The organism is Parabacteroides leei (assembly GCF_023369805.1).
Classification (GTDB): Bacteria; Bacteroidota; Bacteroidia; order Bacteroidales; family Tannerellaceae; genus Parabacteroides; species Parabacteroides leei.
Map to the genome: position 1 here is coordinate 1 of NZ_JAMBQG010000017.1, position 24,953 is coordinate 24,953.

A 24,953-nucleotide genomic window follows, 5' to 3' on the forward strand; every position below is an offset into this window, starting at 1 on the left:
CCTGACAGTAATTGGGTCCAGTTCATAGTTTTATGATAAATGTCTTTTTACAAAGATAGACATTTTGGGGGAGAATCGGAGAATAAAGGCTTCAAATAATAATTAATTACGTAGTTCTATCAGAACTATGCTGTTCCAAGTTAAATTTACGTTAAGTAACATTTCTGTGTGTCGGAAAACATACCATATTTATGTTAATGTAAACGAATTTAAAGACTTTACTAGTTAAAATAGCATGTGAGTCTGAGATAAATTCATAGCTTTGTAAACAAATGGATAAAATATGGTTTAAGTTCTGATAGAACTCAGTTCTTTTACCTGCTTAGATCTAATTAAATGTTAAAGTGTTTGCTAAACCTAAGAAGAAGTATTATGAAATTTTTTATTATTAACTCATCTAAACAATCTGACTTTATGAGGAAAAGCTTTGTAATGTTGATACTATTCTGTATAGGAATATGTACAAATGTGCTATGGGCGCAAAGTAAAGTAAGCGGCGTTGTAATGGACAAAGAACTCAATGAACCTCTCGCCGGGGTGAATGTTCTGCAAAAAGGGACAACTGTGGGTACCGTAACGGATATGGATGGTAAATATTCGTTGGATGTTAGCAGTAATGCTGTTTTGGTTTTTTCTTATTTGAGTATGAAAACAATAGAAGAACCGGTCAATGGCCGTTCTACTATTAATGTAAACATGGTTTCCGACTCTGAACAGCTGGGCGAAGTCGTTGTAACTGCATTAGGTATCAAACGTGAGTCCAAGACTTTGACTTATGCTGCCCAAACAGTAGGAGGAAAGGAACTGAATGAAATCAAGAATGTAAACATGATCAACTCTTTGCAAGGTAAGAGTGCAGGTTTGCAGATCACTCCGAACTCGACTGGTGCAGGAGGTGCTTCAAAGATTTTGTTCCGTGGTAATAAATCTATTAGCGGTAGCAACCAGCCGTTGGTTGTTGTGGATGGCGTGCCTTTGATGATGAATGTATCGACCTCTCAGGTAGATATGGTATATGGTAGCCAGCGTGATGGTGGCGATGCTATGTCGACGATCAACCCGGACGATATTGCTCAGATCACTTTGCTGAAAGGTGCTTCTGCTGCTGCATTGTATGGTGCTGTTGCTGCCAATGGTGCTATTATGATTACAACCAAATCTGCTCAGGCAGGTAAGGTGTCTATCAATGTATCGAGCAATACGACAGTTGAAACGGCGATGTCTCTGCCTAAGTTCCAAAACTCGTATGGTGTGAGTGATGAAGGTACTTTTAGCTGGGGTAACAAGTTGTCTTCTAAAGCTCCGAATTATGCAAAAGAATTTTATAGACCGGGTTTCACTACCAACAACTCTATCTCCCTGGCTGGTGGTAACGACAATATCTCGTCTTATTTCTCTTATGCAAACGTGGCTTCCAACGGTATTATGCCGAAGAACGATTATATGAGTCACAACCTGTTGGCTAAAGTCGGTTTTAACTTGTGGAAGAAAGTGAAAGTCGATGTAAGCGCTCGCTACAATAACCAGCATATCGAGAACCAGGCTATGGCCGGTTTCCTGGGTAACCCGATCACCGGTGCTTATCTGTTCCCGAGAGGTGAAGATTGGAATGGTTACAAGAATAACTTTGAAGTGTATGATCCGTCATTGAATACAAACGTCCAGAACTGGACAAACCTGGGACAGGAACAGTTCTCTAACCCGTATTGGATGCTGAACAGACAAACTCCTGTTTCTGATCGTAACCGTTATGAATTCGGTGGTAGCGTGAAATATGATATTATAGCTGGTCTTTCCGTTGCAGGGCGTTTACGTTATGAACGCGGTGAGGATAAGTTTATCCAGAATGAATATGCTTCCAGTACCGGTGGCCGTAACTCAATGGGGCAAATAAAAGATAACCGTGTGTTCAGTGAACAGATGTATGGTGACGTATTGGTAAGTTATAATAAAATATGGGATGAAGATTATTCATTGTCAGTAACGGCAGGTAGCAGTTTCACAAAGACTAATTCATCCAGTATTGAAATCATCGGTGATGGTTCTAAGTTCTCTGTAGTCGATGGTAAACCGACAGGTAACACTTATTATCCGAATATTTTCTCACCGGCAAACTATTATAAGACCAGAACTTCTGAAACTTTATCAGAAAAGCGTTTGAATTCTGTTTTTGCTACGGCTCAGTTTGGTTACAAGGAAGGTTTGTTCCTGGATGTAACGGCTCGTAATGACTGGTCTTCTGCTTTGGCATTTACCGATGGGGTTTCATTCTTCTATCCGTCTGTCGGTGCAAGTGCTTTGTTAGACAAGTTTGTCGATTTCGGTAAGAATGTGGATATGTTCAAACTCCGTGCTTCTTATTCAATTGTGGGTAACGACGTTCCGGTATTTATGACTAATCTACGCTATACATTGAAAGACCAGGGTTCTATCACTCCTCCGGAAAAGGCCCCGTTCAAGACTTTGAAACCTGAAAAAACAAACTCTCTGGAAGTTGGTTTCGACGGTACATTCTTCCGTAATCGTTTGAATGTGAACTTGACCTATTATAAAACGAACACAAAGAACCAGTTCTTTGCTATCGATGCTCCCTGGGAAACAGGTTTGAGACAACGTTATGTAAATGCCGGTGACGTTCAGAACGCAGGTTTTGAAGCTGTTTTAGGTTGGTATAACCAGTTTACTGACAATTTCAGCTGGACTACAAACTTCAATTTCTCTTACAATACGAATAAGATCAAGAAGCTGATCGACGAATTGCCCGACGGTTTGTCATTGGCAAACTATGGTGGTGCTAAAGTGATCCTGAAAGAAGGCGGACATTACGGTGACTTGTATGTTCGTCAGGTCAAAAGAGACGATAGCGGTAAGCCGGTTGTTGACAATGGCGCACCCCAATTAGGCGGCGACGGTATTGCCGATCTGGAATATGCAGGCGATATGAATGCGAAGGTAAACATGGGTTGGACAAATACATTCCATTATAAAGATTTCACTTTATCATTCCTGATCGATGCAAAAGTAGGTGGTAAGGTAATGTCGATGACGGAAGCTACATTAGACGGCTGGGGTGTTTCAGAACGTTCGGCTGCTGCTCGTGATGCAGGACAGGTTGTATTTGAAGGTGTAACTTTTGATCCGCAGAAGTTCTATTCTACTACCGGTGCAACAAACTTCAACTCACAGTATGCAAATGGTTTGTATATTTATGATGCAACCAATGTTCGTTTACGTGAATTGTCATTCGGTTATACATTCCGTAACTTGTTTGGTGCTGGTAAGAACCTGAATGCTTCCCTGATCGGACGCAACTTGTTCTTCTTCTATAAAGATGCTCCGATGGATCCGGAAGTTTCTGCTTCTACCAATAATGGATGGCAGGGATTCGATATGTTCTCATTGCCTACATCCCGTAGTTTTGGTCTTAATTTAAAACTTAATTTCTAAATCTTAGTTCCTATGAAGATAAATAAATTTTTGACATATACTGTCGCTTCAGCTCTTACATTGGCTGCTGGTTCTATGATGACAGGCTGTACCGATAATTTTGGAGAACTGAATACGAATAAATATGAAGTAGACCCTGACAATTTGCCGTTTGAGTCTCAGTTTGTAGAGCCGATCACTTACGTCTATGCTCCTCAGCAGAATATGTTCCAGTTCTGGACTAACCTGAGCACAGACTTGTTCAGTGGTTATTTCATGACTCCGCATAACTTTGGCGGTAACGGTAACGTCGACTATAAACTGAACCGTGGCTTTTGCGGTGGTATGTATGAAAACTTCAACCTGCATATATTCAATAATACACGTCGTTTGATCAAGACGTGCGATGAGAAAGGTCTTGTTGATTATGCAGCGATCATGCGTGTGGTTCAGGTGTATGCCTTGTCTACAATGACAGATACTTACGGACCGGTCGCTTATCAGTCTGTACTGGATGGAAACGATGTATCTTTCTATTATGACTCGCAGGAAAGCATTTATAATGCGATGTTTGCGTTACTGGATGAAGCTATAACCGGCTTTAAGAATGGAACGTCTGATGTAGCCAATATGCAGCAGTTTGATTACTGGTGTCAGGGAAATCGTGAGTTGTGGGTGAAAGTAGCCAATCAATTCAAATTACGTTTGGCAATGCGTATTGTAAAAGCTAATCCGGGCCTGGCTAAACAGAAAGCTGAAGAAGCTGTTTCCGGAGGTGTATTAACTTCTGCCGATAAGGATATCCTGATCGACCAAGGTCTGAGCAACGAATTGACCCGTATGTTCGAATGGGGTGACTGTGGCGTGAATGCAAACCTGGTGACAATCCTGGAAGGTTATAACGACCCGCGTATTGCTCTTTATATTACGAAGAATACAAATGATGTCAAAGTAGGTGACAATGTAGTTGTCGCTAAAGACTCTAAGTATCTGGGTATTCGTGGTGGCTGTAATCTGCCGAATAAACCGAACCAGTGGGGTAACTTCTCCAATATAGTGTGTACCTATTCAACTCCGATGCCGGTAATGAAGGCTGCCGAATCTTACTTCCTGCGTGCAGAAGGTGCTTTGCGTGGCTGGAATATGGGTGGTAGCGCTAAGGATTTGTATGAAGAAGGTATCCGTCTTTCTATTAAGAACGAATTGAAGTATAAAGGTGTTTATGCAGGTGTGACTTCTATTTCCGACGAAGAAATCGATGCTTATATTAACGGAACGACTCTCCCCGCTGATTTTGTAGATCCGGTGGATGCTCAAAATAGTATCAAGGCTATGAATACCGTTCCTGTGAAATGGGATGAAGGTGCTAACAACGAACAAAAGTTACAACGCATCATTACCCAGAAATGGATTGCTAACTTCCCATTGTCAACGGAAGCATGGGCTGAATATCGTCGTACGGGTTATCCTAAGCTATTCCCGAACCGCGTAAATAGCAGCGACGGTACGATCGATACAGACGAACAGATCCGTCGCCTGATCTATTCGGAAGTGGAAATCAATACGAACAATGATGAGTTGCAGAAAGGTATCCAGGTGCTTAATCAGGAAAATTCAAGCTCGAAGTTTACCGGCGATATCGGTGGTACTCGTGTTTGGTGGGATAAAGCAAATGTAGGAAACTTCTAATTTTAAAGAAGTTCTGTAATTACGAGAATATAAGAAAGGCTTCCTGCTTTGATTGCAGGAAGCCTTTTTGTTTATGTACTATTGTTATCTGCTATTTAAGCGGATGCGGAGTGTCGGAAGACCATATCGCTTTGATTGTCTCTTCCTGGTTATATCCCAGAGGGCAAGCTTTGCTTCGGATATTGGCCCGATAGGTATTTTGTGTTTCATTAGGGCTGCAAATACCACGTAAGCCGGGCATTTCGATGTGCCCGTTCGGATCTGTCTGCTTGATCCAGTTCCATGCATACCAAAGCCATTCGTTCCTATAAGTTTCAGGTTGTTTGGCATACCATGATATTTCATCCCAACCCCATGGAAAATAGGAAGTAGTATCGGCTACGTTGACGGGCTCTTCTTTTCCGTAGTTGTCTATTTCTACCAGATAAGGAAGCGACTTACATGTCCATCCGCTAGGTGTGGTACATCCCAGACTTTTCCCATAAATACCATCTAAATGATCGACACGTAACTCTGCTTGTTGAGCTTCACCGGCTTTAATATCTCCCGGTATGGCACGGATACGCATCGGGAAAGAATTGAAGTCGATCAGGCTTTTGCCGTCTTTTAGCATGCCGCCTTTAGGCGTATGGGCATCCAGCAATACCCAGTGACGACGGGCATGTTTAGCTGCATAGGCACGGATATGATCGATAACCTTTGCCCAATATTCCCGGTGGGGATCATGCATGCCGATCAACTCGATCTGGCCTAAATGAAAGGCTTCGCAACCGATATTAATATAGGAACAAGCCAAGAAATGAAACCATAGCTGTGTTTCCGTACGGCTGATATCAGGTACACTCCCTCCTTTATGCCAATGATCCACATATTTGCCTTCTTTGCTTAGCATATCTTTGTAAGAGAAGTTCCTCTTTTCCGGTTTTATTCCGTATGACCGGAAGACCCATTCGGGAACAGGTATTGTATTAACCTCATCCGAGATTGCTTCGAACAGACATCCCTGAAAGATAATGTCCGGATCATAGGCATGCAATTCTTGAATGATGGATTGGGCTTTAGACCAGAATTCCGGATTGTTGAGGATGCGTTCATTTTCCCACCGGAAGATTGCACGGCCGATGAGTTTGGCCCCGATATTTTTGATCATACGGATATCATCCGTGTAAATGTCTTTGTTTTTTTCTCCCGGAGCCAGTACGCAGGAGAGCGTGATAGATCGGTCCAGATAGTTTTCTAAAACTTCACGGTCTATTCCATTCCGGTCAAAATGATAGGCCTTATCCTGTGCACTCATGCAAAGGGGGAATAAGGCTAATAAAATAATATATTTGCAGATTTGTTTCATCTACTTTCCGGTTGTTTATTCCAGTATACCTTTTCCCTGACGTATGATCTCAAAATCATCTGTCGTACAATCTATGACCGTCGATGCTTCGAAACCTCCATAGCCTCCGTCGATTACAAGGTCTACCAGGTCTTCATACTTTTCGTGTATAAGTTCCGGGTCGGTAGTGTATTCGATCATATCGTCGTCATCGTGTACCGACATGGTCAGGATCGGGTTTCCCAGTTCTTTTACCAGTGTACGGATAATGTTATTATCAGGCACGCGGATACCGACTTCTTTTCTGTTCTTATATATCTTAGGTAATTCGCTGCTTGTTGGCAGAATGAAGGTGAAAGGACCCGGCAGGTTCTTTTTCATCAACTTGAATGCAGCATTATTAACCTTGGCATATTCACTTAAATTTGAAAGGTCGTAACAAATGATGGCCAGGTTACTCTTTTGAGGATTGATACCTTTCATTTGACAGATCTTTTCGACAGCGCGGACATTTAATGCATCACAACCGATCGCATAGACTGTGTCGGTCGGATAAATTACCAGACCTCCGTCGCGGAGAACTTCGATAACTTTGTCTATTTCCCTTGGGTTGGGATTTTCCGGGTAGATCTTTATTAGCATAGCTTTTTCAGTTGACAGTAGACAGTTGATAAATGACAGTTAAAACGAGAAAATCAATCGGCTGAAAGCCGGATATCTGTCAACTGTCATCTGTCAACTGTCTACTTTTACGGCTTAACCGTAAATGATATTACCGTTTTCGTCGGTAAACTCTTCTAATCCTTTGCTGTATTGGTTCATGGCACGAAGGCTCATGCCCATACTTGAGAAGCCTCCGTCGTGGTAAAGATTCTGCATCGTTACCTTACGAGTGAGGTCGGAGAACATCATGACGCAATAGTCTGCACATTCGTCGGCAGTAGCGTTACCCAGCGGGCTCATCTTGTCGGAGAAATCCAACAGGTGTTCCATTCCTTTCACACCGCTACCGGCTGTAGTCATTGTCGGCGACTGAGAGATCGTATTGATACGAACCCCTTTTTCGCGTCCATAGATATATCCGAAGCTGCGTGCAATCGATTCCAACAGGCTCTTGGCATCGGCCATATCGTTGTAACCGAAGAATGTACGTTGTGCTGCCACATACGACAGGGCCAGCACGGAGCCTCCCTGTGCAATAGCATCCTGTTTTTTAGCTACCTGCAACATCTTATGAAAAGAAACTGCAGAGATATCCAACGTCTTTTCAAGCATTCCGTAATCCAGATCATCGTAGGTACGTTTCTTACGTACGTTTGGACTCATACCGATAGAATGTAATACGAAATCTATTTTACCTCCCAGTATTTCTACTGATTTTGAGAATACCATTTCCAGGTCTTCAACGCTTGTAGCGTCCGCCGGCAGTACTTCTGCATTCAGTTTCTTTGCCAGGGCATCTACTTCGCCCATACGAACGGCAACCGGTGTATTACTTAGCGTAATGATTGCACCTTCCTCTACTGCTCTTTCTGCCACCTTCCAGGCGATTGACATTTCATTCAGCGCACCGAAGATAATGCCTCTCTTTCCTTTCAATAAATTATGACTCATACCTTTATTTAATTTATTTACAGCACAAAAGTACATAAAATGTGCAAGATGAGCAATTATTCCCTGTAATATACTCTCTTCACCCTTGGAGAAACCGATGTCAGTATCTCATAAGGGATTGTTTTGAGTTTGTCGGACAGCTCGCTTACCGGCAGTTCTTCGCCAAAGACGATAACCGGATCGCCCTCCTGCGCATTGGTGTCGGTGACATCGATCATGCAGGCATCCATACAAATATTGCCGACTATAGGACAACGTTTTCCGGCGATGGAAACTTCACCTCCCCGGTTACTGAAGTGGCGGTCGAGGCCATCGGCATAGCCGATCGGGATGATGGCGATGCGTGAGTCGCGGTCGACGTATGTTTTCCGGCTGTAACCGATCGAGTCACCTGCCGGGACATGCTGTATCTGAAGGATGGTAGTGCGCAGGGTACTGACGTTGCGCAACCCTTTTATGCCGGAAGCGCTTACTCCGTATAGCCCAATGCCTAAACGAACCATATCCATCTGGTAGTCCGTGAAGCGTTCGATCCCCGCAGAGTTCAGAATATGTTTGATCACTTTGTATTCCAGAAGACTTTCCAGTTCGGCTGCTGCTGCACTGAATGTGTCCAGTTGTTTCTTTGTAAAATCATCGAAGATGGAAGAGTCGCTGCCAACCAGATGGGAGAAGATGGAGCGTGCCGTAACGCCGCTTTGCTCTTTCAACCGTTCACAGATGGCCGGGACATCACTTGGCTGGAAACCCAGGCGGTGCATTCCCGTATCGATCTTGATATGGATCGGGTAGGAAGTGATACCTCTACGTTCCGTCTCTTTTATCATGGCATCCAATAGACGGAAGCTGTATATCTCCGGCTCCAGGTTGTTTTCGAACAGGACGTTGAAACTGCTGAATTCCGGATTCATTACAATGATTGGAATAGAGATACCCTCTTTGCGAAGTTCCGCTCCTTCGTCGGCAACAGCAACGGCCAGGTAATCGCAACGATGTTCCTGCAATGTCTTGGCAAGTTCGTATGAACCGGCTCCGTATCCGAAGGCTTTCACCATACAGACCATCTTTGTTTCCGGTTTCAACTTCGAACGGTAATAGTTGAAGTTATGCACCACTGCATCGAGGTTTACTTCCAGAATTGTTTCATGTACCTTCTTTTCCAATAGTTCGGAGATACGTTCGAAGTGGAAATGGCGTGAACCTTTAAGCAGGATCAGTTCATCTTTAAACTGTTTGAATGTCGGCGATTTAAGGAACTCGTCTGTTGTGTTATAGAATTCCTTTTCCATGTCGAATGCTGTGCCATACTCTTTCAGGTCGCGGCCGATGCCGATAATGCGGTCTATCTTTTTACGGCGAACCAGGTCGGCTACCTTCTTATAGAGGGACTTCGGTAATGTGCCGGATTGCAGGATATCGGAGAGGATCAGCGTACATTTCAGCTTCTTGTCCACGTGACGGCTCTGCTGGAAGTCGAGGGCGATATCCAGCGAGTTGATATCCGAATTGTATGTGTCGTTTATCAACATACAGTTGTTGATACCCTGTTTTACGTCGAGACGCATGGCAACAGGTTCTAACTGAGAGAACTTTTTCGTATCGTTTACACTGGTTGGCTTCAGGAAAAGTATTACTGCCATGCAGTGGATCACATTCTCGATGGATGCATCGTCGGTGAAAGGGATTACATACTTTTGAGTCAATCCCAGTAACGTACAACGAATCACCGTTTCATTCTCTTTCTTTTCGATCGATTCGATATAAAGCGGGGCTTCCGAGTCCGTACGGCTCCAGGCAATCGCTTTATGGGAAAGGCAGGCAGATTCTATACAGTTGGAGATAAATACATCATCGCCGTCGTAAATGATCGCTTCACAGTCGTTGAACAAAGTGAGTTTCTCCAGGCATTTCTGTGTCGTGGAGATAAAGTTTTCCTGATGTGCTTCACCTATATTAGTAATGATACCGATGGTCGGGGCAATGATCGGGCGAAGGTTTTCCATCTCGTCCGGTTGAGAAATACCTGCCTCGAAAATACCCAGTGTATTCTTTTCGCTCATTTGCCAGACCGATAGCGGCACACCCAGTTGTGAGTTGTAGCTGCGGGGAGAACGTACGATGTTGAACTCCTTATGCAGCAACTGGTAAAGGAACTCCTTTACAATCGTTTTTCCGTTACTTCCGGTAATACCGATTACGGGTATATTAAACCGTTTGCGATGATAGGTGGCCAGTTTCTGAAGCGCTTTCAGCGTATCCTTCACCACCAGGAAGTTGGCATCCTGAAGCGCTTCGAACTCAGGAAGCATATCGCTTACAACAAAATTGCGTACGCGCAGTTTGTAGAGTTCTTTTATATATCTGTGTCCATCGTTAGTCTTTGTCTTAAGGGCAAAGAAGAGACTTTGTTCCGGAAAAGAGAGCCGGCGACTGTCGGTCAGCAATATGCTGATGGTGCTATCTTGCAGGTTGTTTGCTTTGGCGCCAATAATTCCGACGATTTCTTTTATTGAGTATTCCATTCTTTACATTAGTTTAGACTTTATTATTTCCATCTCTTTTGTAAGATCAAAGGAAGGAAATTTCTCGTTAATTCGTTCCATCTTTAACAAAGTTTGCGAGATAAACCGTTTATAGGCATCACTTTCGGGCTGAAACGGGCGATGATTAATAGCCTTTTGTATCTCTGCCCATTCTTTAAGGATCCCTTTGGTTTCATCCGATAAGAAATTTTCTGTAAAACGTTGCCAAATATAATCAATGGCAAGCTCCGACGGATGCAACATATCGGTCGCATAGAAGCGGTAGTCGCGTAGTTCATCCATCATGATCTCGTAAGCCGGGAAGTAGGCGATCCGTTCAGGGTATGCTGCCTGAAGCTCGTCTACGGACAGAAGTAAGGTCGCCTTGCTGAGTTGATTACCATGTGCCCCGTCTTTCCAGTGGCGTATGGGGCTGACGGTAAACAGTATCTTCAAATCCGGATTTTGTTCCCATAATGAAAGCAACAGTTCCTTCCATTCCGCAATGATCTCCCCGACTGTCAGCATCGAGCGGTCGAACATCTTCTCCGGAAGTTTATGGCAGTTGGCAACTACTTCACCCGAGCTCTTCAACCGGTACACGTAAGCTGTTCCCAACGTTACCACCAGGTAAGTTGTCTTGCGGAACCCGTTTGCTGAGGCCTCCAACCTGTCGTTTATATTTCGCAGACACTCCGTTTCCGAAGTCGAAGAGAAACGGCTGTGATGCGAGAAGCTATGGTATACGCCTTCATGTTGTAACAAATCGTCGGCAGTGAACCGCTCCGGGTGTAGCAACCTGCGCAGTGCCGCTGCAATCGATGCGGGATTATACAGCGTACCGAACGGATTTATATCTACATTAAATTTATTCCCGGCCAGCCTTGTTCCGATATTTTCCGCAAAACAGGAGCCGAGTAGCAGCATGCGTTCCGTACAAGAGAAGTGGAAGGGGGCTCTGGGAATATGGATATAGGTATATAATTCCATATTACTCTATTGCTTCGTTAGACGGTGCTTCGGGTGGTTTCTGATCGTTCGACCGTCGGATGTAGAAGGCTCGTCGCCCGCACCAGTTCTTTTGTATCTGATTGTCTTCGATCAGCTGTTCCAGATCCTTTTTGGCTTTCTGGCGTGTGCACTGGTTCAGATCGGCGGCAACGGTCTGATTGATTGTACCGTAGTTTTTGATATACCAGAGGATACGCTTCTGCCGTATATCTTCATTGTATGCTTTCCTTTCGGTAGTCCCTTCCCGTCGTTCTATCCTGGCTCCCCGGAAACGCTTTTTCAGTTCCGGATCAGCGCGAAACTCCACGTTCTTAAATGCAATGGAAGCTGCCCGTATGTCCTTTTTATTTTCCACCGGCCTGCATTTCAGCGTGACAGAAAATGTTCCGATCCCGTCTAGATGTACGCTTTGACTGTTGCTGAGGCAGTAGAACAACCGTTCGCTGATAGCCTTGATCGCTCCTTTGATATCGGCAGAGGTAAAGGTGCTCATCCCCTCGATCATGCGCGCCAATTCGTTGGTATCGACGGTCTGGATGTTGATAGCCCTGGCATGCAAGGTAGGCTTCGTCTCCCCCGGTCTCGGAGGATTGGCAAATAAGTCGTATTCAATACTCATATTCTTCCTGATATTTAAGGTGCAACATCATAACAATTAAGGATTTTCCTCCTTAATATCGAAAATGTAAGGTATGCCTTTCATAAATTTAAGGCTTGCTCTACAAATATGTAAGGCTTGCCTTACTTTTTAGTAAGGTATACCTTTCAAATTCAAAAGTCCGTACCAAAGGTAATAAATGTCCTGAGAAAAAGAATTAATTATTCAGGCCTTTTTTCTTAGTTCTACAGTATTTGTTGGAGGTTGCTACAAAGGCTTGAAAGAAAAGGGATATAGCTGCATATATAAGATGTACGTGCGTACATTATTTATGTAAGTGGAAAATCGGTCGAATATGGGGTGTAAAGGGTTGATAGAGAGTGTGATTTTCGGAAAAAGGACGTGACGAGATTAATCGTTCCTTTTTTCTAGTCTACAAAAGTAAGAATTAGTTTGATACCAACTATCCTTTTTAATATTTTTTTCATCAGCCTATATGCTTTCTTATCAATCGAATAGCAAAGTAAGTACGAAAAGGTGTTTTTCGCAAACGAACAGCCTTCCCCAAAAAACAATGACTAGAAAAAAGGAACGATTAATCTCGTCATATATTGGAAATGCGAGCCGTTCCGATTGTGAATTGAACTTATTACACTTTAGTATTAATATTAAATTATTTATTATGAACAAAAAGTTTTCTACTCTTTTGGCAGGTGCTGCGCTTTTAATTGGTGCTGTGTCTGTTAATGCACAGGGAGATAATTATGCAACTTTGTTCGGTAAACTTCAAAAATCTTCAGCAGTGGAGAAATTGAAGGCTGATGACAAAGGTTTGTATCAATTATCTAACCAGAACGGATCATCATCTAATGCAGATAGTGTGCTTTATATGGCAGCAGATGGTAAATTGAAGATGGTTCCGGCTCCTCAATCGGCAGATAGCCTTGCTAACACACTGTGGTGCGTAACTATTACGGCTTCTTCTAATCAGGGTCAAAGTTATGCTTATGATTTCTTTAACAAAGGTACTGGCCAGCGTTTGGATATAACCATGCAGGGGCTTGAAGGGCTTGCTAAAAATACTTTGAATACAGACACTGTTACTGTTGGTGGTGAAATCGCAGGTTGGGCATTTGCTCCTGCTTACGAAAAGGAATTAACACAAGACAATTACCTTTATTCTTATTTTAGCAAAGACTCTGTAGTCGGTTTGGCTATGGGTACAGCTAAGGGTAATCCGGAAGGTGTTTTTGCTGTTAAAACTGGTGCAGCAGAAGCTATGAGACAAGATGCTAGTACTAACCTTACTAAGTTTACTTTGAAGAAGGCTGCAGAAATTGTATTGAATGCAAAACAAATCAATACATTATTCGGCCAGCAAGATGCTGATAAAGGTGTAGCCTTAACTTTCAAACCGGATGTAAACAAAGTTAGTCAGAAGAATCCGTTTGCAAACAAAGATGCTAAATTTATTGCAGAACAGGTTTCTACATCAGCTGGAGACTCTGTTAACTACGTTTATGTATTGAAGTCAGACTCTTCTTATTTGAAGGTAGATACAGCTTTGGCCAATACAACCGGAACTAAGTTCTTGGCATATGGCTGGTCAAAACTGGATGTTAAGAGTCGTAAAGGTCATGCCACTGCTCAGGACTCGTTGAAAAATTCAGCTTTAAAAGCTCAATCTCAGTTCCTGTTCACTTACAAGCCGTCTGTTGACAGTGTGAGTATTTATGTACACAGTGCAATTTTCCAGACTCCGACAGGTAAAAGCTGGTCAAATCCGTCTGATATAAATGTTTATGCTAACGCACATGTTTCTATTCAGGATTTAGTAAAAGCTGACGAAATTCGTATTCTGACAGTTGATTCTCTGGCTCAAAATACTCATATTTCTTTGAATTATAGTGGTTGTGGTGCTGTGGTAACTGATAATATCTCGGTTGATAATGGCTTGTATATCATTAAGAATAAAAAAGGTCAGGTATTGGCTGCTCCTATACACAGAAATGGAACAAATCGTGATGCAGTTGAATGGGTAACTCTGGATACTCAGGAACCGACTCATATGCCTGCTTACCAGTGGGTTGTTGCTAAAACACAGTCTGCTGCTGCTTTGAAGGAAACTTCTCCTATTCGTTTTATCAACCGTGAATATGGTTTGGCTTTGACAGATACTCTTCAGTTGAAGAAAAATGATGAAGGTAAAACTGTTGCTTCAGGTGTATTATTCAATGGTCTTTCAATGGACGAATTTACATTGACTCAGATTACTGACTCTACGATTATTAAGGATACAGTTCTTGGTTACAAGTATGTAAAACCGGTAGATTTGGATATCACTAAATATAAATTCAACTATCTGCATCCGTATTCTCAGGAAAAATATATCGGTTTAAGCAAAGATAGCAAGGATTCAGCTCTGTATGTTAAAGATGATATGGGTGCATTTAACCTGAAAGAAGGTAATTATGCAACATATGGTATTGATCCTGCAACTGTTAAGGATTATGTTCCAGGCTTGGCTCAATTGCATAGAATGCAGTATGTTATTGTTATGAATAATGATACTCTTGTTGGTAATGCAAAAGATCAGTATACAATGGGTAACGTTGGTACTGCAGCCATCGACAGCTTCTACTTCAAAGCAAATAACTTCTTCGGTGGTAAGGATTATTATGCAATCGTACAGGCTAAGAGAGGTGATAACAAGATTGATGATAATGCAAAGAAAGCCGGTGTAGCTGATGATGGTATGTCTGCTATTTTGAAGGTTCAGAAATTAGAAGAAACAAGAACTTCTGCCTTTACTGTAGAACCTCTTGATGCTCCTCTTTACAGACGTTTCGATTCAGAAGCTCTTGAAGGAAATGCAGGTGATGCTGCTGATACATTGAGATTTGTTGAAGCTTATCGTGGTGAAGTTCTTCAGATTGAAGGCAACCCGACATTTAAAGTTCCTGGAATTGATATGTTAGGTATCTATACAACGGATAAAGCTCCTTCTGGATTATCATTTATTGTTGATACAGCTTGGGTTAACCGTGGCTTAGGTTATATCAAACCTCAGTACTTGATTTCTATCGAACGTAATGACCAACCGGGTAAAGTTGGTGAACCTTGTAAAGAAGCTGGTCCTCACGTTGACATTAACGGTAATTTGACAGATGATGCTACACAATGCGTTCATGGAACTTTAGGAACTCCTGGATTCCAGAGAGGAAAATATCTTGTGAACTTCGCTGATTCTGCTGCAGCAAATGTTGATGCTCCTCAGAATGTTTACAAATGGAAAGGTTATGACCGTGTAGGTTTCGTAGAAGCTATCCGTGTAGTTGATACATTGTATATCTTGAGAGATGAGTTCAAGAACTTGCCTAACGATAAGATCAATATCGCTGCAATCAAGAAAGCTGACTCTATCGCTGTATCAAAGAAGGGTATATCATATATCCACAGACTGGATAATGACAAACATAAATTTGTGACTTGGTCAATGCGTTTCATGAATCCTGAAGTAGCTGCCAATGAAGTTGAGACAGACAGATCATTCTTAGTTGAATCAATGAAGAATGTAAATGATTTGGATATTGCTCCTGTTAGAGCTTCTTGGTTAAAGAACCAGAATGGTTGCTTGGTAATGTCTAACTATGATTCAAACTTCAATGAACTTCAGACAGGTGGTGATGATGCATTAGTATTCAATGTTAAACATGTGGCTAATGACGAAATAGCAACAGATAACGATGTTATCACAACTTCTACAGTTTCTGTAGTTGCTGGTAACGGTGAAGTAACAATCAAGGGTGCTCAGGGTAAGACTGTTACTCTTAGCAATGTTCTTGGTCAGACAATTGCTAACACAGTTCTTTCTTCTGATGATGCTACAATCGCTGCTCCTGCTGGTGTAGTTGTAGTTGCTATCGAAGGTGAAGCAGCTGTTAAAGCAATCGTAAAATAAGAATAGATTTTAATCAAAAATAAATTCTAAAATTTCCACGTGGTGGTGTAGAGACGTTGTAACTAACGTCTCTACTATCCCATCAATTACCCTGCGACAGGCGAAAAAGTGGTTATTAATATTAAGTAATAAAATAAAGTTCTTACTGTAATTACTTCCGTGAGGAAGGAATACAGAAAAAAACAGCCTCTGCGATCTTGTATCGTGGGGGCTTTGTTATATGAAAAAATGTAGCTACTTTAGCTGCTTGGGATGTGATTGATTATGCCTAAATGAATATGAGAAAACCTGATATACAACAAGAATACTTTGTTTTGTCTGCTTTGAAACAAGATAGTCAGGAGGCTTTCTCATTATTGTTTCGAACCTATTATACAGACTTGGTGTTGTTTTGCGGTAACTTCATAAAGGACAAGAGTGCTTGTGAAGATATCGTGCAATCGATCTTCCTGAAACTATGGAACGACAGAAAGAGTATACAAATAGAAACATCCCTGAAGTCTTATCTGTTGAAATCTGTACGTAACAGTTGTTTTGATGAATTTCGTCATCTTGAGATAGTCCGTCAATATGAGTCGGATTATGAAAATCCCGTACTTGACTGTTATGATACGGAGAATTATGTGTTGTATTCCGATTTGTATGATCATCTTCGCTATGCTCTTGAACAAGTCCCTGAACAATACCGGGAAGCTTTTGTAATGAATCGCTTTGAAGGGTTGAAATACAGAGAGATTGCTCTGAAACTAAATGTGTCGGAAAGGACTGTGGAAGTGCGTGTCAGCAAAGCCCTTGAGATTTTGCGAAAACAACTGAAAGATTTTTTCATGCTCTTACTATTGATCGGTATTCCCTAAAAAACGTTATAAGCATGTGGAAGAATTCTTCCCGTACGTCTTAATACTATAAAAGAAGAAAAATGACAGATAAAGATCAAATACAATATATAATCACCGCCTATCTATCCGGTAAAGCTACAGCGGAAGAGCGTCGTTTATTAGAAGACTGGGTAAAGCAATCTCCTGAGAACGATCGCCATTTTCAGGAAATGCGCAATATCTGGCAGGTAATGAATCCGCCTTTTAACCCCTCTGAGATTGATGTATATGCAGCCGAGAAAAATATTTTTACAAATATCGTAACTACAAAGAGGAATATTACCCATATTGCACTGGTTTACTGGCAGCGTATAGCGGCCATTCTTGTTATTCCTTTGTTGATAATCAGTACTTATTTGTTCCTGAATAGAGATAACGATTTGTACGATACTACCGAATATCAGGAAGTGAAGTCTCCACATGGAACATTCTCTGAAGTTCGTCTACCCGATGGAACTAATGTCTGGTTGAATGGCGGAAGTTCATTGAAATATCCTTTGACATTCCGAAAAGGCGAACGAAATGTATTCCTTAGCGGAGAAGGATATTTTGAAGTTCATTCGGATAAAGAGAATCCGTTTATTGTGAAGACAGAACTGATAACACTTCGAGCGACCGGTACTGCTTTTAATATTGAAGCTTACAACACCGACTCCATGACCTCTGTAACAATGGCAGATGGCCGGATCGATGTAGCATTCGGTAATTCTTCCCCTGTTGCGATGGTGCCCGGAGAACGTGCCTCTTTTAATAACCTGACCAGGCAATGTCTTATAACCCGGACAGACCCTTATAAATGGTGTGCCTGGAAAGATGGTCTGATGATCTTCCGTGATGATCCGTTAGCGTATGTCTTTAAACGTTTAGGACTAACTTTTAATGTCGACCTGGAATTAAAAGACTCAAGCCTTGCTAATGCTCCATACCGTGCTACGTTTGAATATGAATCGTTGGATGAAATACTGCGATTATTGGAAATGAGTGCGCCTATAAAGTTTAAACACACCAAAAGGACTGTTAATACTAACAGCGCTTATAGCAAGCAAAAAATAGAAGTTTATAGAGTGAAGAAATAATTCTCAAAATTATTTCAAGAAAAGTGCTTTTTCGGATGTGGTAAAAAACAGCTGAAACGTCTTAGTTATGTATTGAGATGAAATATATTGTTAATCATTAAATTCTGATGCCTATGAAGTGAGTTGTAAATCTGGATCAATGTCTGCTAAAATAAAAAAGGAAAGGTGTGCGAGACCTTCCCTTTCCAAAGTTTAGCTGTAAAAAAGTTTTTTTTAGTCAACCTTATTTTCTAACTAAACAAACAAATGTATGAATTCCATTTCGGATAAAAAAATCGAAAGGCATAGTACTGCCATAAAAATTCTTCATGTTATGAGATTTTACCTGTTATTTTTAATCGTGAGTATAACACAGGCTTTTGGTTCTGCTCTCTATTCTCAATCAGCGTCATTGACATTACGAATGAATGATACAACGATAGAGGATGTACTAAACAGAATCGAGGAACAAACCGAATTTCGTTTTCTGTATAATAAGAAGATTGTTGATGTAGAACACAAAGTAAATGTTTCTACTAAGAACGGAAAGATTACCGATGTTCTGGATCATCTGTTTAAAGATGCAGGAATCTCTTATACTATCAGCGACCGACAAATCGTTTTAAATAAAAAAGATGCTTTTAAATCTGTACAACAATCCAATCAGGTAACAGGTATTGTTACCGATGCCAATGGCGACCCGATTATTGGAGCTAATGTTATTGAGAAAGGAACCACGAATGGTATTATATCTGACCTGGACGGTAAGTTTACTATAAACGTAAATCCAGGAGCTGTTTTGCAAGTTTCCTATATAGGTTATATAACCCGTGAAATCATCGTAAAAGACCAATCTTTCCTCACGGTAAAACTGTCGGAAGATACACAAGCTTTAAATGAAGTGGTCGTTGTCGGGTATGGCATTCAGCGTAAGGTAACGACGACCGGTGCTGTAACGAAGTTGGAGGGCGACGACCTGAATAAAATGACAGTAGTTAATGTAACAAAAGCGCTGCAAGGTTTAAGTCCGGGTATCACAATTGTTGACCGCGGTGGGGCTCCCGGTAGTGATGATCCTGAAATTTATTTACGTGGTGTCGGTACAACAGGTAATGCGAATCCTTTGGTATTGGTAGATGGAATAGAAATGTCATTGAGCCAGATTCCATCTGCAGAGATCGAAAATATATCTGTATTGAAAGATGCTGCATCTGCTTCTATTTATGGTTCTCGTGCAGCTCACGGGGTAATATTGGTTACTACCAAACGTGGTAAAGAAGGGAAAGTGAAGTTGTCGTATGACGGCTCGGTCGGTTTCCAGGACAGAGCAGTGAAGGCGGAACAGGTATCTGCCCGTGAATATATGACGATGGTAAATGAAGCATTGATCAATGCCGGTGGATCAAGCAAATATTCGGAAGAGGATATTCTGGCAACTGAAAATGGTTCTGATCCATACAAACACTCTTTTACAAACTGGCCGAACGAGGTTTATAAAAGTAATTATATAACACAACATACGCTGAATCTGACAGGCGGTAGTGAAGTTGGACGTTATCTGGTTTCATTTGACTATCTGGATCAACCGGGCTTGACCGAAAATACAGAATATAAACGTTACAGTTACCGGGTAAATACAGACCTGAATATCGGCAAAATGCTGAAAGTGAGCAGTGACGTTACTTACCGTCATATCGACCGTTTGTGGCCGGAAGGTTTGGAAGATGCACAGTATAATGCTTGGAGTATGCAACCTACTACACCGAATAAATATGAGAATGGTGATTATGTATTAGACAAACAAAACAGAAGTGTTATGTCGTATACCGATTTGAATGTAGTGGGTGAAGATCGTTATAATCTGGATGCCGTTTACGGACAGGTAAAAGCTGATTTTGAACCGATAAAAGATCTTATATTTACCGGTATGGTTTCTATCAATGGTAATTGGGATAGAAGAAAGATACACTATAAGAATCATAAATATTATAACGAGGCTGGTGAGCTGATTACCCAGCGGAATAATCCGAATAGTGTTAAAGATGAACGAAATAACGATTACCAGATGACAATGCGCTTTCTGGCTAATTATAAAAAACGTCTGGGAGACGACCATGATTTGTCATTTTTATATGGTATGGAACAGATCTCTTATCGTAAATATTATTCGATGGCTCAGCGTAAAGATTTAATATCGGATGAGTTGCCTGACATTTCTTTGGGTTCGGCGGGTAGCCAGTTTGCAGAAGGGAAACCTACTAAATGGGGGATTAATTCTTATTTTGGTCGTATAAATTATGGCTTTAAAGACAAGTATCTGTTTGAAGCAAATATTCGTGCAGACGGTTCTTCCCGTTTCGCTAAAGGGCATAAATGGGGTGTATTCCCTTCCTTCTCTGCCGCATGGCGTATTTCGGAAGAAGCATTTATGAAAAATTTGGGCTTTGTCGACAATTTGAAGTTGAGAGCTTCCTGGGGACAGACTGGTAATGAACGTATCGACGCATTTATGTATCTGCCTCAGTATAATATCTCCAAAGATGATGAATCTCCAATTGTAATGAATGGTAGTCTTGTTTCTGCTGTTTATCAGAAGAAGATGGCGAATCCGGATGTGACTTGGGAAACAGTGGAGCAAACGAATATAGGTTTGGATTTCAGTATTCTTAATAACTCGATTTATGGTGAACTCGATTGGTATACTAAGGATACAAAGGATATTTTGTTGGCTTTAGGCATTCCTAAATTTATCGGATTAGATGCTCCGGAACAGAATGCCGGTGTTGTTCGTAATTCAGGTGTGGAAGCAATGATCGGTTTCCGTAAGACATTCGGAGATGTGTCCTTTAATACATCTGTGAACCTGGCTTATAATAAGAATGAGTGGATAGACCGCGGTGGCGATGATAAAAATATAGATGGCTATAAAATACAGCATATCGGTTCTGCTTTGAACTCGTTCTATATCTATCAGGCTGATGGTCTGATCGCAAATGAAAAAGAACTGGAAGAATATAAAGCTAAATACAAATCTGATCCGCGAGGTATGTCTGATCTGCATGCCGGTGATGTGAAACTGGTTGATACGAATGGTGACGGAACAATCGATCCGGATGACCGTCAGATATTTACATCCAATATACCTAAATTCACTTATGGATGGAATATCGGTGCAGACTATAAAGGGTTTGACTTAAGCCTTTTGTTCCAGGGATCAAGTGGTGCTAATCGTATGATGTATGGCGAATGGATTGAAGGGCCGAGCTATGAAGCATTTACCGGCGTTCATTTCCGCGACAGATGGACGGAAGATAATCAGAATGGTAACGCATCAATGCCACGTTTGGAAGCAGCCAATAACCGGAATGCATCTACTTACAACTCCTTTTTCTTGCAGAAAGTAAATTACCTGCGTCTAAAGAATGTTCAATTGGGATATACATTCCCTACTAATATTATAGATAAACTGAGAATCACGAAACTAAGATTATATGTGTCAGGTTCGAATCTGTTTACTGTCAGCAGCATGGATAAAGGACTTGATCCTGAAGACAAGAGTGACAGACTTAAGACATTCCCTCCGTTGCGGATCATTAATTTTGGTGTGAATATTATCTTTTAATCTAATAAAATAAACAGTATGAAAATATATAAGAAATCGTTGTTGTACGGTGTACTGTCATTGACTCTGTGTATGGCGGGCGGTTGCGACAGCAATATAAATCTGGATCCCGAAGGTATTATTACAGCAGACGGATATTTTAAATCGGCAGAAGATTATGAAAAGGCACTGAATGCCCTTTATGAAAGACTGAACGTTAATAATTATGATTTGTGGCTGGATGCAGTAACAGATAACGGTTTGGTAACTCATAGCTGGAATAAGGGATATGACATGGGACGTGGTCTGGGGAATACTTCTTCTTCTTTTCCGAATGAGAAGTGGACGAACGGCTATATTTCTATTCAGCGTGCAAATAATATAATCAACAATATCGATAAATACCAGTGGCCTGGAGGAGAGGCGGATACCGACCGTAATCGGGTATTGGGAGAAGCGCTTACACTACGTGCCTATTATTATCTGGATTTGGTATCTATTTTCGGTCGTATCATGTTTTATACCGAAAATCCGGCTACTGTAGCAGAGAGTGAAACTGTGAAGCAAATAGAGGATCCGAAAGAGGTGTTCGATTTTATTCTTGACGATTTAAATAAGGCGATAACCGGTTTACCGGAAAAATCAGCTAATAAGTCAAAGGTGGGAAAACCAGCTGCTCGTTTGCTTCGTGCCCGTGCTGCCGCTTTTGCAGCCGGTTATCTGAAGGATAAATCTTATTTTCAGATTACTTTGGATGAAACATCCCATCTGATTGCTTCTGCTCCGCAATTGGCCGATTTTGATAAATTGTTTGTGAGTGGATGTGAAGATCAGGAAGAAGTGATCCTGGTGAGAAGATATTCAATGGACGCTAAAAATGGCTGGGGCGACTGGTACAACCAATCTATTGGAGGGTATTGCGTTACTACTCCTGTAAAGTCGCTTGTCGATGCCTTTGAATATATTGGTGAAGTGAACGAAAACCGACCATATATAAATAAAGATCCGCGTTTTTACGAAACGATTTATGCTCCGGGTATGGAGTTTCGTGGTAAGTACTTCAATACGATACCCAATAATGTAGTGGAAAGAGATGGAAAAACTTATTTTGATCCGGCTAAAGATTACGGCTCTTTACAGGATAAGGAAATCAGTGTTGGTGATGTGTTGGCCGAAGGCGGTGGTGGAGAATGGAATAAAACTCCTACCGGTTTTGCCTGGAAGAAATATTATCAGGAACCGGAAACTTGGACTACTTACAACTCGTTTATCGTTTTCCGTTATGCAGAAGCTTATCTGTTGAGAGCGGAAGCATTGGTTGAGACCGGAGGTAATGCGGAAGAAGCCAAAACATTAATTAAAGTCATCCGTGACCGGGCCGGTAATACGAACGATATTGATAAAATGATTACCGAACGATATAATGGCAGTTTGCTGAACCTGATTCGTAACGAGAGACGGATTGAACTGGCTCAGGAAGGTCTTCGCTTCTTTGATATCCGTCGCTGGGATATTGTACTTGATGTTATGAACAAACCGATAGAAGGTATTGTATATCGGGATTTCTCAGGTGGGACACCTTCACGTAAAGTTCTTATCCCGGCAGAAAGGGATGCATTTAGTGCAAGAGATTTCTGGTGGCCTATACCGCAGGCTGAAATCGACTTGAACATGAAACGTATCACACAGAACGAAGGTTGGAAATAACAACTTGTCCTGAATAATAGATGAAGGTGTTAAAAGTGTGGTTGGCAAAATCTCTTTTAACACCTTCTTTTTCCTAAAGTATTGACATTTCCGAAAACGTATTGATTTATGAAATTGGTTTATTTATGTGCATTATTGACTAGCAGTGTTTATAGTCAATCTCAAGGAATGTATCCTGATATTGAGGATACTGCCCGTAATACATTTTGCGTATCATCAAATGATACGATGCTTGTAAAAATATTCAATTGGGCCGTCGGTAACTCCGATAAATATGTGGGTGATGATAGTGATCCGGTTGGTCCCTGGTATGAGGCGGCTCTTCCTGATAGAGAAGCTTTTTGTATGAGGGATGTGTCTCATCAATGTATGGGAGAAGAGTTAAACGGACATGGTAGGCAAAATCTGAATATGTTGACCCGGTTTGTGGAAAATATATCTGTCTCCAAAGATTATTGTTCGTATTGGGAGATTAATAAGGATAATTTACCTGCACCGGCCGACTATGTTTCTGATAAAGATTTCTGGTATAATCTGAATGCTAATTTTGATGTGCTGAATGCCTGTTATCGGTTATATCTGTGGACTGGTGATGAAACATACATCAATGACCCTCGTTTTGAAACATTCTTTCGCCTGAGTGCGAACGAGTATATAAATCACTGGCAGTTGCAGGCGGATAAAATTATGCAGCGTCCCGGTGTTATGCACGAGGATGATACGCTTATCGATCCAAAGTTTAAAACATTTCGCGGCTTGCCTTCTTATGAAGAGTCTGTACGTGGGTTGACTGTTACCGGAGATTTGATTGCTTCTGTTTACAAAGGATTGAAGTCGTATGCTCAGATATGGAAAATCAGAGGTAATGAAGATTCCTGCCGTTTGTATGAAACCAAAGCGTCGGAATATGCCCGGCTTTACAACTCTGTCTGGTGGAATGAACAAACACAGAATTACTATGCCTATAAGCTGGAAGATGAAATCCTGCAAGAAGGAGGCAATAATGTTTTCCCTCTTTGGTTTGAAATTATAGATAATTCCGGAAGGGTTGACCATCTATTGGAAATGATGGCTGAAAAAGAAACAAATGTTGAAAGTATGTCATATTATCCGATGATATTCTACAGATACGGTAAAGAAGATATTGCTTATCATTATCTGAATGAATTATATTCGAATGAACGGCGCGATTATCCCGAAGTGGCAAGTGGAGTAATCGAGGGTATTGTATGTGGAATTGCCGGTGTTAATGCTGATGCAGCGGCTAACAGGATATCTACGCTTCCCCGTTTTACTTCATCAACAGGTTGGTTTTCAGTTGAAAATATACCCGTATTCTCCGGAAAAATATCTATCTTGCACCACTCGGGAGAAAAGAGTTCTTTAGTGAATAAACTCGATAAGGAATTTGTTTGGAGAGCGATGTTTCCAGGAAAAGTAAAAAAGATAAATGAAAAGCCAGCTGAATATGGTACTGACGCTTTAGGTAATAATTTTAGTTTTATCGATCTCGTTTGTCGACCGGGTGAAACAGTGACTGCAGAAGTTCAATACAGATAAAAAA

The 24,953-nt window shown here is 41.4% G+C and carries 14 protein-coding genes; 8 read left to right on the plus strand and 6 right to left on the minus strand.

Translation table 11 applies throughout. The features are described 5' to 3' along the window. The first annotated feature begins 414 nt into the window (after positions 1-414). Positions 415-3,447, plus strand: a complete 3,033-nt coding sequence (locus M1P97_RS20035) for a SusC/RagA family TonB-linked outer membrane protein (protein ID WP_195373458.1) — start codon at positions 415-417, stop codon at positions 3,445-3,447. Positions 3,448-3,459: 12 nt separating this feature from the next. Next, positions 3,460-5,115, plus strand: a complete 1,656-nt coding sequence (locus M1P97_RS20040; RefSeq protein WP_249390020.1) for a SusD/RagB family nutrient-binding outer membrane lipoprotein — start codon at positions 3,460-3,462, stop codon at positions 5,113-5,115. A 91-nt stretch (positions 5,116-5,206) separates the two neighbouring features. On the opposite strand, the gene M1P97_RS20045 is transcribed toward M1P97_RS20040, so the two are convergent. The 6 genes from M1P97_RS20045 to M1P97_RS20070 form a co-directional block, all read right to left on the minus strand. Further along, positions 5,207-6,463, minus strand: coding sequence for a hypothetical protein (locus tag M1P97_RS20045; protein ID WP_195373138.1), 1,257 nt, complete (start codon positions 6,461-6,463; stop codon positions 5,207-5,209). 15 nt (positions 6,464-6,478) lie between these two features. Further along, positions 6,479-7,084 (minus strand): L-threonylcarbamoyladenylate synthase, encoded by a 606-nt coding sequence (locus M1P97_RS20050; protein ID WP_249390021.1) that lies wholly within the window; start codon positions 7,082-7,084, stop codon positions 6,479-6,481. 114 nt (positions 7,085-7,198) lie between these two features. Further along, positions 7,199-8,056, minus strand: a complete 858-nt coding sequence (locus M1P97_RS20055) for an enoyl-ACP reductase FabI (protein WP_028727194.1) — start codon at positions 8,054-8,056, stop codon at positions 7,199-7,201. 56 nt (positions 8,057-8,112) lie between these two features. Beyond that, positions 8,113-10,578 carry a bifunctional UDP-N-acetylmuramoyl-tripeptide:D-alanyl-D-alanine ligase/alanine racemase gene (locus tag M1P97_RS20060; protein WP_195373139.1) on the minus strand — a complete coding sequence of 822 codons (2,466 nt, stop codon included), beginning with the start codon at positions 10,576-10,578 and terminating at the stop codon, positions 8,113-8,115. Between the two features lie 3 nt (positions 10,579-10,581). Beyond that, on the minus strand, positions 10,582-11,568 hold the full coding sequence (locus M1P97_RS20065) for a GSCFA domain-containing protein (RefSeq protein ID WP_249390022.1): 987 nt from the start codon (positions 11,566-11,568) through the stop codon (positions 10,582-10,584). A 1-nt stretch (position 11,569) separates the two neighbouring features. Next, complete coding sequence (locus tag M1P97_RS20070) at positions 11,570-12,208, minus strand: HU family DNA-binding protein (RefSeq protein ID WP_195373141.1); 639 nt, start codon at positions 12,206-12,208, stop codon at positions 11,570-11,572. A gap of 661 nt (positions 12,209-12,869) precedes the next feature. On the opposite strand from M1P97_RS20070, the gene M1P97_RS20075 reads away from it, so the two are divergent. The 6 genes from M1P97_RS20075 (at position 12,870) to M1P97_RS20100 (ending at position 24,949) form a co-directional block, all read left to right on the plus strand. Continuing rightward, entirely contained in the window at positions 12,870-16,148 is a 3,279-nt protein-coding gene (locus M1P97_RS20075; protein WP_249390023.1) for a DUF6383 domain-containing protein, read from the plus strand. 278 nt (positions 16,149-16,426) lie between these two features. After that, complete coding sequence (locus M1P97_RS20080) at positions 16,427-17,005, plus strand: RNA polymerase sigma-70 factor (RefSeq protein WP_195373143.1); 579 nt, start codon at positions 16,427-16,429, stop codon at positions 17,003-17,005. Between the two features lie 62 nt (positions 17,006-17,067). Then, on the plus strand, positions 17,068-18,102 hold the full coding sequence (locus M1P97_RS20085; RefSeq protein ID WP_249390024.1) for a FecR domain-containing protein: 1,035 nt from the start codon (positions 17,068-17,070) through the stop codon (positions 18,100-18,102). Between the two features lie 313 nt (positions 18,103-18,415). Further along, entirely contained in the window at positions 18,416-21,703 is a 3,288-nt protein-coding gene (locus tag M1P97_RS20090) for a TonB-dependent receptor (RefSeq protein ID WP_229058524.1), read from the plus strand. A gap of 18 nt (positions 21,704-21,721) precedes the next feature. Continuing rightward, complete coding sequence (locus M1P97_RS20095; protein ID WP_195373145.1) at positions 21,722-23,389, plus strand: RagB/SusD family nutrient uptake outer membrane protein; 1,668 nt, start codon at positions 21,722-21,724, stop codon at positions 23,387-23,389. A gap of 108 nt (positions 23,390-23,497) precedes the next feature. Next, positions 23,498-24,949: a trehalase family glycosidase gene (locus M1P97_RS20100; RefSeq protein ID WP_249390025.1), complete on the plus strand. Its 1,452-nt coding sequence runs from the start codon at positions 23,498-23,500 to the stop codon at positions 24,947-24,949. Positions 24,950-24,953 lie beyond the last annotated feature (4 nt).

Bases quoted from the DNA above. Each gene is read 5' to 3' on its own strand.
- M1P97_RS20035 (WP_195373458.1), top strand. From the start codon at position 415: ATGAGGAAAAGCTTTGTAATGTTGATACTATTCTGTATAGGAATATGT.
- M1P97_RS20040 (WP_249390020.1), top strand. From the start codon at position 3,460: ATGAAGATAAATAAATTTTTGACATATACTGTCGCTTCAGCTCTTACA.
- M1P97_RS20045 (WP_195373138.1), bottom strand. From the start codon at position 6,463: ATGAAACAAATCTGCAAATATATTATTTTATTAGCCTTATTCCCCCTT.
- M1P97_RS20050 (WP_249390021.1), bottom strand. From the start codon at position 7,084: ATGCTAATAAAGATCTACCCGGAAAATCCCAACCCAAGGGAAATAGAC.
- M1P97_RS20055 (WP_028727194.1), bottom strand. From the start codon at position 8,056: ATGAGTCATAATTTATTGAAAGGAAAGAGAGGCATTATCTTCGGTGCG.
- M1P97_RS20060 (WP_195373139.1), bottom strand. From the start codon at position 10,578: ATGGAATACTCAATAAAAGAAATCGTCGGAATTATTGGCGCCAAAGCA.
- M1P97_RS20065 (WP_249390022.1), bottom strand. From the start codon at position 11,568: ATGGAATTATATACCTATATCCATATTCCCAGAGCCCCCTTCCACTTC.
- M1P97_RS20070 (WP_195373141.1), bottom strand. From the start codon at position 12,208: ATGAGTATTGAATACGACTTATTTGCCAATCCTCCGAGACCGGGGGAG.
- M1P97_RS20075 (WP_249390023.1), top strand. From the start codon at position 12,870: ATGAACAAAAAGTTTTCTACTCTTTTGGCAGGTGCTGCGCTTTTAATT.
- M1P97_RS20080 (WP_195373143.1), top strand. From the start codon at position 16,427: ATGAGAAAACCTGATATACAACAAGAATACTTTGTTTTGTCTGCTTTG.
- M1P97_RS20085 (WP_249390024.1), top strand. From the start codon at position 17,068: ATGACAGATAAAGATCAAATACAATATATAATCACCGCCTATCTATCC.
- M1P97_RS20090 (WP_229058524.1), top strand. From the start codon at position 18,416: ATGAGATTTTACCTGTTATTTTTAATCGTGAGTATAACACAGGCTTTT.
- M1P97_RS20095 (WP_195373145.1), top strand. From the start codon at position 21,722: ATGAAAATATATAAGAAATCGTTGTTGTACGGTGTACTGTCATTGACT.
- M1P97_RS20100 (WP_249390025.1), top strand. From the start codon at position 23,498: ATGAAATTGGTTTATTTATGTGCATTATTGACTAGCAGTGTTTATAGT.